We start from the raw sequence: 15,305 nt of genomic DNA on the forward strand, positions 1-15,305 counted from the left end.
GCGGGGCCGGTCAGGCGACCTTGAATCGGGACACGGACGTGCGCAGCGCCTCGGCAGAGCGCGACAGCTCGTGCACCATCTGGGCGGTGGAGCGCGTGCCCTCGGAGGTCTGCTCGGTCACCGCGAAGATGTGCTGGATGTTGGAGGCCACCTCGTTGGCATGCTCGGCTTCCTGCTGGGCCTGGGTCGAGATCTGCCCGATCAGGTTGTCCAGCTGGCGGGACACGCTGTCGATGTCTTCCAGCGCCTTGCCGGCCGCGTCAGACAGCTGCGTACCTTCCACCACCCCGCGCGTCGAACGCTCCATGGCGGCCACCGCATCGTGGGTGTCGGTCTGAATGGTCTTGACCAGCGCAGCGATTCGCCGCGTCGCGTCGCCGGAGCGTTCCGCCAGGCGCTGCACTTCTTCCGCAACCACCGAGAAGCCGCGACCGGCTTCGCCGGCGGACGCGGCCTGAATGGCGGCGTTCAAGGCCAGCACGTTCGTCTGTTCCGTGATGTCCGAGATCAGCTCCGTGATCTCGCCGATTTCCTGAGACGACTCGCCCAGGCGCTTGATGCGCTTGGAGGTCTCCTGGATGGAGTCGCGGATGGTGTTCATACCGGCGATGTTGTTCTGCATCGCCGAGAGACCCTGCTCAGCAGCCTGACGGCTCTGGCGCGCCACACCGGCCGTTGTCTGCGCCTGCGCGGACACGTCGGTGATTCGGCTCGCCATGCCGAGCACGGCCTCGCCGGTGGCGCGGATCTCGTGCAGCTGTTCCTTGGAGGCCGCCAGCAGGTCGGTGGACGTCTGGTCCACCGCGCCGGTCGTGTCGGTCACGCGGGCTGCCGTTGCCTGCACCTGGCCGACCAGGTTGCGCAGCTCTTCCACCGTGTAGTTCACGGAGTCGGCGATGGCGCCGGTGATGTCTTCTGTCACCGTCGCTTGTTGCGTCAGGTCGCCTTCAGCGACGCTGGCCAGTTCGTTCATCAACCGCAAAATGGCGGCCTGGTTGGCGTCGTTGACGCGCTTGGCCTCTTGCTCCTGGGCCTCGGCTTCGCGGCGTGAGGCTTCGGCGAGCGCGGCGCGCTCGGACTGGTCGGCCACGAACAGGCGCAGGAAACCGAAGGCACCAGCCACCAGGGCAATCAGGGACAGCACCATGAAGGCGATCAGGCCCCAGCCCGCGCCGCCGGACTTTTCCAGCTCGCCGGCGGCCTGCTCCAGGCCCTTACGCAGCGGCTCGGAGTCGTTCAGGATGGCCGTCTGAGCTTCACGTGCCGACACCAGGCCCTGCAGGTTGCCCAGAATCGCAGAGGCTTGCGTGCGGGTCTGCTCGTACTGCTTGAGCAGGGTCTGCAGGCGTTCCTTCAGTTGCGGGTCGCGTGCCGCGTTCAGGCGCAGCTCGGGGCTGCCGCTGATGAGCGCTTCGGTGATGAGCTTGAAGGAGTTCAAGTCCTTGCCCAGCAGGAACACCGCCTCGGGGCTGACGCCTTCCTGGGTCAGGAATTCGTTGGCGCTCTTGCCGATACGCTGGGTCAGCATGACGAGCTGGCCGACGGCAGAGACTTCACCCGCCGACGAGCCGATCTGCAGGGCTTGAGATGACACGGCCTCGGCGCTTTCCAGCAGGTCGCTGGACTGCCGGTTGATGGCGCGCAGCGCCTGGCCGACCTGGGTCAGGATCTTTTCCTGGGACTGCACGACCTTGCCGTTCTTCTCGGCACGTTCGACCAGCGGCTTGACCATGTCCAGCGTCGGCTGCACGGCGGCCGGCGCGATCGCCAGGTCGCCTTCGCCGGTGCGCAGGTTGTTGACGACGCCGCTCAGCGTGCTGACCGACTCGCGCAGCTCCGCGAACGCGGCTGGATTGCCGACGAGGGCCGCGGACACGGACTTGGCCATGCGCTGTGAATGCATCAGCGCCTGGCCGGTGGCACGCACCTGGGCCGCACTGCGGCTGGAACTGGCCAGCACCAGGCTGACCGACACGGCCGTGCCGACGAGGCCGAGGACGACGAGGCCGGTCAGTGCACGCTGGCGGTGGCGGCCGAACAGGTCGGTCAGCTTCTCGGCACCGGTGGCCGCCTTGGGCGGCAGCATGGTCGGGTCGGCGGCCTGCGTGGTGGGCGCGAAGCTCATCGTGCTGCTGGGCGCGAACTCGCTGTTCGGGCCCGGTTCGGTGGGCACCGCCTGCGAAATGATGGACGGCGCCTCGGTGCGTGGATACACCTCGGTGCGCGCGGGAATCTCGACGCCGGCCAGGGTGGAGTCGGCGTTGCGGGTGGCGTCGAAGCCGACGTTGCTGCGCGAATCGATGGTCGTGTCGACGCCTTCCGGCGGCGCCAGCGGCAGATCATCGGCTTCGGACTTTCCCCTGATTTTGTCCAGCAGGCTCATCTCACCCTCGTCCTTCAGTGTTTGTGGTGCCGCACTCGCGCGCGGCTTGAAGCTTGGAAACAGATGCGCGCATCACGCGACGATGTGCAGGAAATTCTCCTGCCGCGACAACGCTTCGAGATTGATTTCTTGCCAGTTGCGCCCGGCTTCGTCGCGGCGCAGGGCGCCAGCAAAACGGGGCAGCGGCCCGGCGGGCTGCTGCTCGGCCAGCGGCAATTGCTCGTCGCTGCGCAGGCCGGCCAGCCGGTCGACGAGCAACGCGCAGTTCAGGTTCAGGTCGCTACCCAGCGATACCAGGCGGCTTTGCACCGCCACGGCGCGGCCAGGCGCGGGATCGCGCAAGCCCAGGTAGACGGCCAGGTCGACCACGGTGAACAGGCCGCCGCGCAGGTTGGCCACGCCCGCCAGCCATGGCTTGGCATACGGCACGGGCTTGATGGGCACGGGCGCGAAGATTTCGCTGGCCTGCTTCAGCGAGAACAACAGGCCGACGCCGGCACATTCCACGGCCAGCCAGTTCGCCACGAGCGTCTGCTCACGCGCGGCCGCCATGCGCTCGGCCAGGCGCTGCTGGAGTTCGCGGAGTGCCGTCTTGTTTGCCATGCTCAGCGCTGCCCGGCCGCCCGAAGGCGATGAAGCGCCCCCGCGGGGGGCAGTGAACGAAGTGAACGTGGGGGCGTCATCATTTCAGCCCAGGGCTTTGATCTTGGCCAGCAGCTCTTCGGCCTTGACGGGTTTGACGACGTAGTCGCTGGCGCCCTGGCGCATGCCCCAGACCTTGTCCGTCTCCTGGCCCTTGCTCGTGCACATGATGATGGGGATGCCGATGTAGCGCTCGTCGCGGGTGATTGCACGCGTCAGCTGGAAGCCGTTCTGGCCGGGCATGACGACGTCCATCAGGATCAGGTCGGGCTTGGCCTCGGCCAGGCGCTTCATGGCCTCTTCGGCGTTCTCGGCCGTGCGGACAGTGAAGCCGCGCTTGCCCAGCATTTCCGATAAGGCATGCAGTTCGGTCTTGGAATCGTCAACCAGCAGGATGTTGTGAATGCTCATGGCAGTTCTCTTTACGTACGCGCTTCTTGCCGACGGTGCTGGAGCACCGCCTGAAGCAGCTGGTCCTTGGTGAAAGGCTTGGTCAGATAGTCCTGCGAGCCCACCATGCGCCCGCGGGCCTTGTCGAAGAGGCCGTCTTTTGACGACAGCATGATCACCGGCACTCCCGAGAACTGCGGGTTGCGCTTGATGATGGCGCAGGTCTGATAACCGTCCAGGCGAGGCATCAGGATGTCGCAGAACACGAGATCGGGATGAAAGTCGCCCAGCTTCGCCAACGCATCGAAGCCGTCCTCGGCCAGGGCCACCTCGTGGCCGCCCTGCTTCAGGAAGATCTCCGCGCTGCGGCGGATGGTGTTGCTGTCGTCGATGACCAGGATGCGGGTGGGTCCTGCACCGGAAACTTGCTCGTTCAAACGTCGTCTCCTCGGAACTTCAGCTCGGGGCCCGGCCCTTTCGCCCCCCTGTGAGGCATGTGAGGCCGAGTCAGATGCGCACCATCTCAAAATCCTCTTTGCGCGCGCCGCAGTCGGGGCAGGTCCAGTTCATGTCCACATCGGCCCAGGCGGTGCCCGGCGCGATGCCGTGCTCCGGATCGCCCGCTGCTTCGTCATAGATCCATCCACAGATCAGGCACATCCAGGTACTGGGTTCGCTCACGGTGCTTAGAGTTTGCTCACTACAATCGAATCATTCTAGCCAGGGCTCGAAAGCGCAATGCTGAGGGCAAACGCCTGTGCCCCGGGCCTCAGAAGCGCCCTTTTAGCGGCAGACTCCACGCTTTGCGGCTGCTATTTGGCCGCGACCGCCATGACTTCCCCATGAGCCCAACACCCCTCCCCACCGACCCCGCGGCCGAAGATGCCCAAGACGAACAGGAAAGCCCGCCGCCAGCTTGCGTGCTGAGCTTCAATGCCAGCGACGCCTCCGGCGCAGGCGGCCTGGCCGGCGATGTAGCCACGATTGCGGCCATGGGCGCGCACTGCCTGCCCGTCGTCACCGCCATCGTGCTGCGCGACACGGCCGAGACCTTCGAGCACGAGAACCTCGACGCCGACACCGTCGCCGAGCAGGCCCGCCACATCCTGGAAGACGTGCCCATCACGGCCTGGAAAGTCGGCTTCCTGGGCAATGCCGAGGCCGTCAGCGCCGTGGCCGAGGTGCTGAGCGACTACCCCGACGTGCCGCTGGTGACCTATCTGCCCTCCGTCGCCTGGATCGACGAGGACGACCAGCAGCAGTACCTGGACGCGCTTCGCGAGCTGGTGCTGCCGCAGACCGCCGTGCTGGTGGGCAACCACAAGACCATGACGGACTTCCTGCTGCCCGATTGGGACAACGAGCGCGCGCCGTCGGCCCGCGAGCTGGCCGTCGCCGCCGCCCAGGCCGGCGCCCAGCACGTGCTGGTGACCGGCATCCAGCTGCCCAACCAGTTCGTGGACAACGTGCTGGCCAACTCGCAGGGGCCCATCACCGGGGAGAAGTTCGAGCGCTTCGAGACGGCCTTCGTCGGCGCGGGCGACACGCTGTCGGCGGCGCTCGCGGCGCTGCTGTCGGTGGGCGCGGAACTGCACTCGGCCGTCAGTGAAGCCTTGTCCTTCCTGGACCAGTCGCTGGACGCGGGCTTTCGTCCCGGTATGGGCAACGTCATCCCCGACCGCTTCTTCTGGGCCCTGCCCGCGGCGGACGAAGAAGGCGGCGAGCCGCCCGACTTCGAGCCCGAACCCGAACCCGAACAGCCGCCCAAGACGCCGCGGCGCATGCATTGATCTCCTGACTCCTCTCTCATGGCCAGCAATTCAGAGCTCTTCGAGCGCGCCGCGCGCGTCATTCCCGGGGGCGTGAATTCCCCGGTGCGCGCTTTCCGCGCCGTCGGCGGCACGCCGCGCTTCATCCAGCGCGGCGAAGGCGCCTACATCCATGACGCCGAAGGCAAGCGTTATGTCGACTACATCGGCTCCTGGGGGCCGATGATCCTCGGCCACGGCCACCCGGCCGTGCTCGAAGCGGTCACAAAGGCCGCAGCCGAAGGCTTCTCCTTCGGCGCGCCGACGGAGCGGGAGATCGAGCTGGCCGAGGAGATCTTGAAGCTCGTGCCCAGCATGGACCAGGTGCGCCTGGTCAGCTCGGGCACCGAGGCGACCATGAGCGCCATCCGCCTGGCGCGCGGCGCCACCGGCCGCGCCAAGTTCATCAAGTTCGAGGGCTGCTACCACGGCCACACCGACGCGTTGCTCGTGAAAGCCGGTTCCGGCCTGGCCACCTTCGGCCACCCGACCAGTGCCGGCGTCACGCCGGGAGCCGCGGCCGACACCGTCGTCCTGGAATACAACAACGTCGAGCAGCTCGAAGCCGCCTTCGCCCAGTACGGCAGCGAACTGGCCTGCGTCATCGTCGAGCCCATCGCCGGCAACATGAATTTCGTGCGCTCGTCAGTGGCCTTCATGAGCGCCATGCGCCGCCTGTGCACCCAGCATGGCGCCCTGCTGGTGCTGGACGAGGTGATGACGGGCTTTCGCGTCGGCCTCGGCAGCGCCCAGGCTCACTACGCCCGGCTCATCCCGGGTTTTGCGCCCGACATCTCGGTCTTCGGCAAGGTCATCGGCGGCGGCATGCCGCTGGCGGCCTTTGGCGCCCGGCGCGCGGTCATGCAGCACCTGGCGCCGCTGGGCGGCGTCTACCAGGCCGGCACGCTGTCCGGCAACCCGGTGGCCACGGCGTGCGGGCTGGCGACACTGCGCGAGATCCAGAAGCCCGGCTTCTTCGAGGGCCTGTCGGCCAAAACCCGCCAACTTGTCGATGGCCTCGAGGCCGTCGCCACCGAAAACGGTGTGCCGTTCAGCGCCGACTGTGAAGGCGGCATGTTCGGCTTCTTCCTGCTGCCCGAACTGCCGCAGAACTACACCACCGTCATGACGACGGACAAGGAGCGCTTCAACCGCTTCTTCCATGCGATGCTGGATGCCGGCATCTATCTTGCTCCGGCCTTGTACGAGGCGGGCTTCGTGTCGGCGGCCCACAGCCAGGCCGATATCGACGCCACCCTCGCGGCCGCACGCACCGCATTGCGCTGATCTCTTGACGTCCTTCGGGGCGCGTTGACATGCATCTCCACATCCTCGGCATCTGCGGCACCTTCATGGGTGGCCTTGCGGCACTCGCACGCGAAGCCGGCCACAAGGTCACCGGCTGCGATGCCAACGTTTATCCGCCAATGAGCACCCAGCTCGAGGCGTTAGGCATCGAGCTCATCACCGGCTTCGGCGCCGAACAGCTGGAACTCAAGCCCGATGTCTTCGTCATCGGCAATGTCATCACGCGCGGCGAGCGTTTCCCGCTGATGGAAGCCATCCTTGACACCGGCCTGCCCTACACATCGGGCCCGCAATGGCTGGCCGAGCATGTGCTGCAGGGGCGCCACGTGCTGGCCGTGGCCGGCACGCATGGCAAGACGTCGACGACGTCGATGCTGGCCTGGATCCTGGCGCATGCCGGCCTCAAGCCCGGCTTCCTGGTGGGTGGTGTGCCGCAGAATTTCGGCGCGTCGGCTCGCCTCGGTGAGGGCAAGACCTTCGTCATCGAAGCGGACGAGTACGACACCGCCTTCTTCGACAAGCGCAGCAAATTCGTGCACTACCGGCCGCGCACGGCTGTGCTGAACAACCTCGAGCACGACCACGCCGACATCTTCCCGGACCTGGCCGCCATCGAGACCCAGTTCCACCACCTCGTGCGCACCGTGCCCGCCAGCGGCCGCCTGGTCGTCAACGCCCGCGAGGAAGCGCTGCAACGCGTCATCGCACGCGGCTGCTGGAGCGAGGTGCTGCGCTTTGGCGCCAAGAAGGAAGAGGCCGGCATGCTGCGCGCCCGTGGCGAGCCGCAGGCCTTCGACGTGCTGCGTGGCAGCCTCAAGGTCGCGCGTGTCGAGTGGAGCCTGTTCGGCGAGCACAACCAGTTGAATGCGCTGGCTGCGATCGCCGCCGCGGAGCATGTCGGCGTGTCGCCCGAGCAATCGGCGGCCGCCCTGACCGAGTTCCAGAACGTCAAGCGCCGCATGGAATTGCGCGGCGAGGCGCGCGGCATCAAGGTGTACGACGACTTCGCGCATCACCCGACGGCGATGCGCACCACCGTCAACGGCCTGCGCCGCCGCATTGCGCCCGTCGACCGCATCCTCGCGATATTCGAGCCGCGCTCCAACACGATGAAGCTGGGCACGATGAAGGCTCAGTTGCCCTGGGCGCTGGAGGAAGTGGACCTCGCGTTTTGCAATCAGCAGGGTTTGAGCTGGGATGCCAAGGAGGCGCTGGCGCCGATGGGTGCGTCAGCGGTTGTGGGTGCGGATGTGGATGCATTGGTGGCGGCTGTCGTCAAGGTCGCCAAGCCTGGGGACCATTTGCTGTGCATGAGCAATGGTGGGTTTGGCGGGATCCACGAGAAGCTGTTGGACGCTCTGTCCAAATAGCGTCTGCTCGATGCATTGCCGGGAGTCCGTGCCGGCGGCCGGGTAACTTTCTTCTGCGGGGCGTCAGAAGAAAGTTACCCGCCCTCGCGGGGCGGATTCCCGCGGCACTGCACGCGAGTCATGAGGACGCCGGCAAGAGCAAACCACACCAACTCACTTCCCGTACAACACCATCTGCGTACACCTGAACAAAGCCATCGTCTTCCCGGTCTCCTTGTTCGTCACCACCGCATCCCAGATCTGCGTCGTCTTGCCCAGGTGCACCGGCCGGGCCACGCAGGCGATAGTCCCTTCGCGCGCCGTGCCCAGGTGGTTGGACTTCAGCTCGATGGTCGTGAAGCCCACCGCGCCCGGCGGCAGGTTGGCGATGCAGCCATAGCCGGCACAGCTGTCCGCCAGCGTCACGATGCTGCCGGCGTGCAGATAGCCGTTGGGTGCCATCAGCTCCTCGCGCACCACCAGCTCAGCCTTGATCTCGCCGGGGTCGGCCTGGGTGAAGACGATGCCCAGATGGCCAGGCAGGTTCCTGGCACCGAATTGATTCAGTTTGTCGGGTGTGGACATGGCGGATCCCTCGAAGTGGCGGCCATGCTAAGACAAGAAAAAAGGCCGGCATGAAGCCGGCCTTTGATTGAGCACGAAGCCGATCAGCTGCGCACCAGCGAGGCCTTCAGCATCGAGTTCAGCATGTCCAGCGTCTCCGCCAAATGCGCACGCGTCTCGACCGACAGACCCGGCTTGGCCGAGGCCACACGCAGCTCGTTGGCGAGCTGCGTCGCGTGCCAGCGTGCCATCGAGAAAGCGTCGGCGTACACCGTCGCCCCATTGGTCGCACGGTTCAGCTGGCCTTGCAGGCGGCGCAGGTACTCGCGTTGCAGGCTGCGGCGCATGCGGTCGATTTCGGCACCGGTCTTCAGCTCGCTGAAGATCGCACCCTGCAGCGTGCCATAGACCTCGCTCAGCGACACCGCGCCCTTGCGCTGGGCCTCGGGCAGGTAGGCGCCCTGCTCGATGAGACGGCGCGCCGTGTTGGGTGACATCAGGCGGTCCAGCACCCGGCCCTGCAGCGCACTGACGCTGTCCGGGATGGAGATGGGCAGGCCGCGGTCCCACTCGTTGTAGTCCAGCGTCTGGGTCACGAGGAACTCGGGCTTGAACTTGAAGGAGTCGCTGGACAGCAGGCCTGCCGCAATGAAGCGCAGGGCCTCGCGCTGCTGGGCGTTGTCCACCGGCTTGAAGGCCGGGCCGGCGGTCACGCCCGGCACGACACGCTCGGCCTGCATGCCGCCCACGTATTTGCTGACGTTGTTGGCCGTCATGCCCAATTGGCGGAAGCTCTCAAAGATGGAGCGGCGGTTGCGCAGCGGGTCGTCGCCGACGACGGCCGGGCGCGACTGCACGCGCTCCCACAGCTCCTGGCTGAGTTTGAGGCGCTTCTTGGCATAGGCCAGCGGGTCGTCGCCCAGGTCGCGCTGGTTGGTGCGCGGGTCGAAGCCATCGTAGGGGCCGCCGACGCCCTGGTCGAAGTCGTCGCCATAGGCCAGCTTGGGCTCGGTCGAGCGCGCAGCGATCTTGGCCAGCTCGGCGGCCTCCTGCTCTGCAACGATGGGCTTGTAGGCGTACTCGATGGCCCAGTAGTCGTAGGCGCCCAGCGTGGTGTTCGTCAGGCTGGCCTTGGCCTCGCCCTTGAGCGGCAGGTTGTAGGCGTTGTAGTCCATCACCGAGTTGGAGATGCCATTGGCCTCGGTGAAAGCCTTGTCCTTGAGCTGGGCCTGGGTGACCGTCGTGGAGGACTTGAAGTTGTGCTTGAGGCCGAGCGTGTGGCCGACCTCATGCATCACCACGTCCTTGATGACGGCCTGGGCCAGGGCCTCGGCCTCGGGGCCGTTCATGTCCATGCCCTCTGCCCCGCCCCGCAGGGACAGCAAATCCAGCGCAAAGCCGAACTCGTTGGCCTGGTCGGCCATGTAATTGCATTGCTGCTCGGAAAGCCGCAGGCTGCGCTCACCCATCCAGCTGCTGGCGGCATGGTCGTGTCCATGGAAGCCGAGCACGTCGTCCGAAGCCAGGCGGCGCGAGCCGCGGCCGAAGACGTCGCTCATGCCGATGTCGGCGTCCAGGATTTCACCGGTGCGCGGGTCCTTGTTGCTAGGGCCGATGGCAAAGCCGACGTCGGCGCCGGTGAACCAGCGGACGGACGCGTGCGTCGAGTCCATGTTGTCCCAGTCAGCGTCGTCGGGCTGCTGCCTGGCCTGCACGGCGTCCTTGAAGCCGATCTTCTCGAAGGCCTTGTTCCACTCCTCGATGCCGGCCTTGACCGCCGCGCGGTATTTGGTCGGGATGTTCTTGTCCATCCAGTAGACGATGGGCTGCACGGGCTCCGACAGCGCTGCGCTCGGGTCCTTCTTCTCCAGGCGCCAGCGGGCGATCATGTGCACGCGCGGGTTGGCTTTCAGGTCGTCGCCGAAGTCGCTGTAGCTCTCCATGAAATGACCCAGGCGCGGGTCGGCATGGCGCACGGCGGCCGGCTGCTCCGGCAAGGCACGGAAGCTGTAGACGAAGCTGAAGAACATCGAACGCGGATCCGGCGTCGCCTGAGGCGGCGTGGGCACCGGCACGGGCACGGGAACCAGCGGCGGCGCGGGAATGCGCGGCGTGGCGAAGTGCACGCGTGAAGTCAGCGTGGAAACCTGGGCATCGGCGCGGGTGGCTTCGATGAATGAGTTGCCTCGGTCGGGCGCGAACGGCAGGCGGTAGGCAAATTCCAGGCGCGTGGAGTAGCCCGGAATGTCGCTCAGCAGCAGGTTGCTGGCGTCGATCAGCACCGACTTGCGGTCCGGGTGGTCGGCGCTGGCGACCGGCACGCCGCCGATCAGGCTGGGCGAGAAAGCCTGCTCGATGGCCAGCTTGCTGGACGGGTTGTCCGTGCGGAACTTGGTGTTCAGCGCAATCAGCTGCACATGGTTGCCAATGCGACGCCATTCGGCCAGCTCGTCGCCCAGCATCTGGCTGGCGTACAGGCCGCGCTCGCCGACGGCGTTGGCGACGTTGACACTGAACAGGAAGGGCTTGTTGAAGGCTTCCTTGGGGATCTCGATCCAGACCTTCTCGTCCTTGCGCCAGATCGGGAACAGGCCGGGCTGCTCCTTGGCGCCCTTGATGATCTCGGCAAAGGGCTTGGGCGCCGTCGGGTCGGCCGGCGGGCGGGCGGGAGCGGGTGCCGAAGCGGCGGCGCCAGGGGCCGAAGCGGCGCCATTGGGCGCGGGCGGGGTCTGGGCTTGGGCAACCGCGGCCAGCGCGAGCAGGGCGGCGGCGGCCAGGGCGGTGCGGGGCATCGGGATCATGGGGTGACGGTCCGGGATTGCGGAAAGGCAGGCACTGTGGCTGGGAGCGACACTCGCGTCAATCGGAGCCCTCCCCCGTCGCGGAGCGGCAGAAATTCACGCAAAAACTTCCGTCATGTCGTTGACTCATCTGCTCTATTTGCACGGCTTTCGCTCGTCGCCGGCCTCGGCCAAAGCGCTGCGAATGGCCGCCTGGGCGGCCACACAGCCGGGCCTGACCTTCGCCTGCCCGCAGCTGCCGCCCTCCCCGCTTGACGCCATGGCCCTTGTCGCCGGAATCGTGGCGGCCTGGCCATCCGAGGGTGCCGCCGTCATCGGCAGCTCGCTGGGCGGTTTCTACGCCACCTCGCTGGCCGAGCAGCGCGCTCACCGCGGCTGGCGCGTCGCCGTGCTGAACCCCGCGGTGGACCCGGCGCGCGATCTGTCCCGCCACATCGGCACGCTGACGGCCTGGCACGACCCGCAGCTGAAGTTCGAGTTCACGGCCCAGCATGTGGCCGAACTCGCCGCGCTGACGCCGCCGGCACGGCTGACGACGCCGCTGCGCTACTACACGCTGATCGCCAAGGGCGACGAGCTGCTGGATTGGCACGAGATGCTGGCCCGTTATGCCGGCTGCGACGGCGAGGTGCTGGAGGGCAGCGACCACGGGTTGTCCGACTTCGAAGACCACCTGCCCGGCTTGCTGAAACACCTTCAAGGCTGAGGCGACAATCGCCCTCCTATGTTTGCGCTGTTTGATGACGCCGGGAAATTTCTCGCCGGCCGGGTGATGTCGGAGGCCGATGCCTCGCTGCAGGTCGAGCTGGACTCGGGCAAGCGGGTCAAGGTCAAGTCCGCCAACGTGCTGTTGAAATTCGAGCAGCCGGCGCCAGCCGTGTTGCTGGCGGAGGCCCGCAAGCTGGCCGACGACATCGACCTCGACCTGGCCTGGGAATTCGCCCCCGAAGGCGAATTCGGCTTCGCCGACCTGGCGCGCGACTATTTCGACGCCAAGGCCGGCACCCTGCAGCAAGCGGCCGCGCTGTTTCGTCTCTACGAAGCACCGCACTATTTCCGCCGCGCCGGCAAGGGCCAGTTCAAGAAGGCGCCCGAGGAGATCGTCAAGGCCGCGCTGCTGGGCATCGAGCGCAAACGCCAGCAACAACTGCAGATCGAGTCCTGGGCCGACGAGCTGGCGGCGGGCACCTGCCCCGCGCCCATCCAGGACCAGATCTACAAGATCCTCTTCAAGCCCGACAAGAACGGCCCGGAATACAAGGCTGTCGTCGAGGCCAGCAAGAAGTCGCACAAGGCGCCGCTGGACCTGCTGCAGGGCGCCGGCGCCATCACCAGCGCCTACCAGTTCCACTGGAAGCGCTTCCTGTTCGAGAACTTCCCCAAGGGCGCCGGCTTCCCCGCGCTGACGGCGCCGGAGATCAAGGACGAGCTGGCGCTGTCGCCGGTGCGGGCCTTCTCCATCGACGACTCGCAGACCACCGAAATCGACGATGCACTGTCGGTGCAGGGCCTGGGCACGGGCACCGTCACCTTCGGCGTTCACATCGCTGCACCGGGCCTGGCCATCACGCCAGACTCTGCCGTCGACAAGGTCGCCCGCGAGCGGCTGTCCACCGTCTACATGCCGGGCTGGAAGCTGACCATGCTGCCCGACGACGTCGTGCAGGCCTACACGCTGATCGAGGGCCGCGACTGCCCGGCAGTCTCCATCTACTTCACGATGGATGAGGCCACCTTCGAGATCAAGGCACGCGAGACCAGGCTGGAGCGCGTGCACATCGCCGCCAACCTGCGCCACGACAAGCTCGACGGCATCGTCACCGACGCCACGCTGTCGGGCGAGGCGCCGGCCGACTACGCCTTCGCACCCGAACTCGCCTTCACCTGGCGCCTGGCCAAGCACTTGAAGGCCCAGCGCGAGGTCGTGCGCGGCAAACCCGAGAACTTCAACCGGCCGGACTACAACTTCCGCCTTGCCGGCGAACGCTCGGAGGCGCCGAACGGCACGGAGTCCGTCGAGATCAGCATGCGCGCCCGCGGCAGCTCGCTGGACCTGATCGTGGCCGAGGCCATGATCCTGGCCAACTCCGCCTGGGGCGGCTGGCTGGCCGAGCTGGGTCTGCCGGGCATCTACCGCAGCCAGGCCAGCCTCGCGCCGGGCATCAAGGTGCGCATGGGCGTCAAGGCCCTGCCCCATGCCGGCATGGGCGTGGCGCAGTACACCTGGGCCACGTCGCCGCTGCGCCGCTATGTCGACCTGGTCAACCAGTGGCAGATCATTGCCTGCGCCCGCCACGGCAAGATGGCAGCACTGGCCGCGCCCTTCAAGCCCAAGGACGCACAACTGTTCTCCATCATCTCGGGCTTCGAGTCCGCCTACATGGCCTACAACGGCTTCCAGAACGGCATCGAGCGCTTCTGGACGCTGCGCTGGCTGCAGCAGAACGGCACGACCGAACTGACCGCCGCCGTCATGAAGGACGGCCTGGTGCGCGCCGACGACCTGCCGCTGGTGTTCAAGGCGCTGGGCTGCGACTCGCTGCCGCGCGGCAGCCATGTGAAGGTGCGCATCACCGGCCTGGACGAGATGACGCTGGATGTGCATGCGACGCTGATCGAGCGGCTGGATGAAGCGCCGGCCGCGGAGGAAGCGGAAGGCGATGAGGACGAGCTCGAGGCCGCGGCGGCACCGCTGACACTGGCCATCGACCTGAATGATGGTTCCGGCGAGGCAGAACCCGCCGAAGCGGCCTCGCAAAGCTGAGATGCGCAAACCGAGCACGCTGCAGATCGCGCTCGCTTTTTCGCTCGGCGTGCACGGCGCGCTGCTGAGCTTGCGCATCGCCGCGCCCGAGGCTTTCAACCGCATCTTCCAGGACACGCCGCTGGAGGTCGTGCTCGTCAACACGCGCTCCAACGCGGCCCCCGTCAAGGCCCAGGCCCTGGCCCAGGCCAACCTGGCCGGCGGTGGCAACATGGAAACCGGCCGCGCGACTTCGCCACTGCCACCGGCGCGGCAAAGCGAAGTGGGTGATGCGGCCGAGGCGCAAAGCTCGCAGATCGCCCAGTTGCAGCAGCAGCAACAGCAGTTGCTGACCCAGGTGAGGCGCGAGCTGGCCCTGCTGCCCCCGCCTGACCCGCGCCGCGAAAAGACCGACGCTGCCGAGCGCGCCCTGGCCGAGAAACGCCGACAGCTCGTGGACCTGCTCGCCGAGATCGAGAAGCGCGTCAACGATGAGAGCGCCCGGCCGCGCAAGCGCTACGTCAGCCCAGCCACGCGCGAGGTGGTCTACGCCCAGTACTACGACGGCCTGCGCCGCCGCATCGAGGAGCGCGGCACGCGCGACTTCCCCGAGGCGCGCGGCAAGAAGCTTTATGGCGAACTGACGATGAACATCCACATCGACCACAAGGGCCGCGTCATCGAGACCGAGATCGTCGCATCCAGCGGCAACCCGACGCTGGACAAGCGCGCCGTCGCCATCGTGCAGGCGGCCTCGCCCTTCGGCAATTTCAGCAAGGAGATGCTGCGCGGGGCTGAGGTGCTGGTCATCACATCGCGCTTCAAGTTCACGCGTGACGAAAGCCTGGAAACGACTTTGCAGGGGCAGCCGCAATGACTGATCGATATGCCGTTGTCGGTCATCCGGTCGAGCACAGCCGCTCGCCGGCCATCCACGCGATGTTTGCGGAGCAGACGGGGCAGCAGCTCGTCTATGAGCGGCTGCTTGCGCCGCTGGATGGCTTCGAGGCCACGCTGCGCGCGTTCGCGGCCGCTGGCGCCAAGGGCTGCAACATCACCGTACCCTTCAAGTTCGATGCCTTTGCGCTGGCCACCGAACATACGGAACGCGCCGCGCTGGCCTGCGCCGTCAACTCGCTGCGCTTCGACGAAGGCGGCTGGGTGGGCGACAACACCGACGGCGTCGGTCTCGTCAACGACATCCAGCGCAACGCCCGCCGGCCGCTGGAAGGCCTGCAGGTGCTGCTGGTGGGCGCCGGTGGCGCGGCGGCGGGCGTGCTGGGCAGCCTGATCGCGGCCAGGCCGGCGCGCATCACC

13 protein-coding genes and 1 pseudogene are annotated in these 15,305 nt (G+C 67.0%); 7 read left to right on the forward strand and 7 right to left on the reverse strand.

From position 1 onward, the window contains the following. Positions 1–10: 10 nt before the first annotated feature. The 5 genes from ACXJKJ_RS17730 to ACXJKJ_RS17750 form a co-directional block, all read right to left on the reverse strand. Complete coding sequence (locus ACXJKJ_RS17730; RefSeq protein WP_457391342.1) at positions 11–2,383, reverse strand: methyl-accepting chemotaxis protein; 2,373 nt, start codon at positions 2,381–2,383, stop codon at positions 11–13. Positions 2,384–2,455: 72 nt separating this feature from the next. Beyond that, on the reverse strand, positions 2,456–2,986 hold the full coding sequence (locus ACXJKJ_RS17735) for a chemotaxis protein CheW (protein ID WP_056199470.1): 531 nt from the start codon (positions 2,984–2,986) through the stop codon (positions 2,456–2,458). 84 nt (positions 2,987–3,070) lie between these two features. Continuing rightward, on the reverse strand, positions 3,071–3,436 hold the full coding sequence (locus ACXJKJ_RS17740) for a response regulator transcription factor (RefSeq protein ID WP_056199473.1): 366 nt from the start codon (positions 3,434–3,436) through the stop codon (positions 3,071–3,073). 11 nt (positions 3,437–3,447) lie between these two features. Beyond that, a complete protein-coding gene (locus tag ACXJKJ_RS17745; RefSeq protein WP_056199476.1) occupies positions 3,448–3,852 on the reverse strand; it encodes a response regulator in 405 nt (134 codons plus the stop codon). 70 nt (positions 3,853–3,922) lie between these two features. Next, positions 3,923–4,075 carry a rubredoxin gene (locus ACXJKJ_RS17750; RefSeq protein WP_056199756.1) on the reverse strand — a complete coding sequence of 51 codons (153 nt, stop codon included), beginning with the start codon at positions 4,073–4,075 and terminating at the stop codon, positions 3,923–3,925. A 182-nt stretch (positions 4,076–4,257) separates the two neighbouring features. Here ACXJKJ_RS17750 and thiD point away from each other — a divergent pair, with 182 nt between their 5' ends. The 3 genes from thiD to mpl are packed head-to-tail and all read left to right on the forward strand — an operon-like array spanning position 4,258 to position 7,901. Continuing rightward, entirely contained in the window at positions 4,258–5,205 is a 948-nt protein-coding gene (gene thiD, locus ACXJKJ_RS17755) for a bifunctional hydroxymethylpyrimidine kinase/phosphomethylpyrimidine kinase (RefSeq protein ID WP_056199479.1), read from the forward strand. 18 nt (positions 5,206–5,223) lie between these two features. Continuing rightward, positions 5,224–6,510 carry a glutamate-1-semialdehyde 2,1-aminomutase gene (gene hemL / locus ACXJKJ_RS17760; RefSeq protein ID WP_457391344.1) on the forward strand — a complete coding sequence of 429 codons (1,287 nt, stop codon included), beginning with the start codon at positions 5,224–5,226 and terminating at the stop codon, positions 6,508–6,510. A gap of 29 nt (positions 6,511–6,539) precedes the next feature. Further along, positions 6,540–7,901 (forward strand): UDP-N-acetylmuramate:L-alanyl-gamma-D-glutamyl-meso-diaminopimelate ligase, encoded by a 1,362-nt coding sequence (mpl, locus tag ACXJKJ_RS17765; RefSeq protein WP_457391346.1) that lies wholly within the window; start codon positions 6,540–6,542, stop codon positions 7,899–7,901. Between the two features lie 153 nt (positions 7,902–8,054). Here mpl and ACXJKJ_RS17770 read toward each other — a convergent pair whose 3' ends face one another. Both ACXJKJ_RS17770 and ACXJKJ_RS17775 read right to left on the reverse strand, forming a co-directional pair. Beyond that, positions 8,055–8,465 carry a PaaI family thioesterase gene (locus tag ACXJKJ_RS17770; protein WP_457354321.1) on the reverse strand — a complete coding sequence of 137 codons (411 nt, stop codon included), beginning with the start codon at positions 8,463–8,465 and terminating at the stop codon, positions 8,055–8,057. Positions 8,466–8,548: 83 nt separating this feature from the next. After that, positions 8,549–11,236: a zinc-dependent metalloprotease gene (locus tag ACXJKJ_RS17775; protein ID WP_457325308.1), complete on the reverse strand. Its 2,688-nt coding sequence runs from the start codon at positions 11,234–11,236 to the stop codon at positions 8,549–8,551. A gap of 124 nt (positions 11,237–11,360) precedes the next feature. On the opposite strand from ACXJKJ_RS17775, the gene ACXJKJ_RS17780 reads away from it, so the two are divergent. The 4 genes and pseudogenes from ACXJKJ_RS17780 to aroE form a co-directional block, all read left to right on the forward strand. After that, positions 11,361–11,951: a YqiA/YcfP family alpha/beta fold hydrolase gene (locus tag ACXJKJ_RS17780; protein ID WP_457325309.1), complete on the forward strand. Its 591-nt coding sequence runs from the start codon at positions 11,361–11,363 to the stop codon at positions 11,949–11,951. 18 nt (positions 11,952–11,969) lie between these two features. Beyond that, on the forward strand, positions 11,970–14,009 hold the full coding sequence (locus ACXJKJ_RS17785; protein WP_457391348.1) for a ribonuclease catalytic domain-containing protein: 2,040 nt from the start codon (positions 11,970–11,972) through the stop codon (positions 14,007–14,009). Position 14,010: 1 nt separating this feature from the next. Beyond that, positions 14,011–14,865, forward strand: coding sequence for an energy transducer TonB (locus ACXJKJ_RS17790; RefSeq protein WP_457391350.1), 855 nt, complete (start codon positions 14,011–14,013; stop codon positions 14,863–14,865). Then, positions 14,862–15,305 (forward strand): annotated as a pseudogene (gene aroE / locus ACXJKJ_RS17795) (shikimate dehydrogenase); the annotation flags it as partial. The gene ACXJKJ_RS17790 and the pseudogene aroE, both read left to right, overlap by 4 nt.

This window comes from Roseateles sp. P5_E1 (assembly GCF_054049335.1).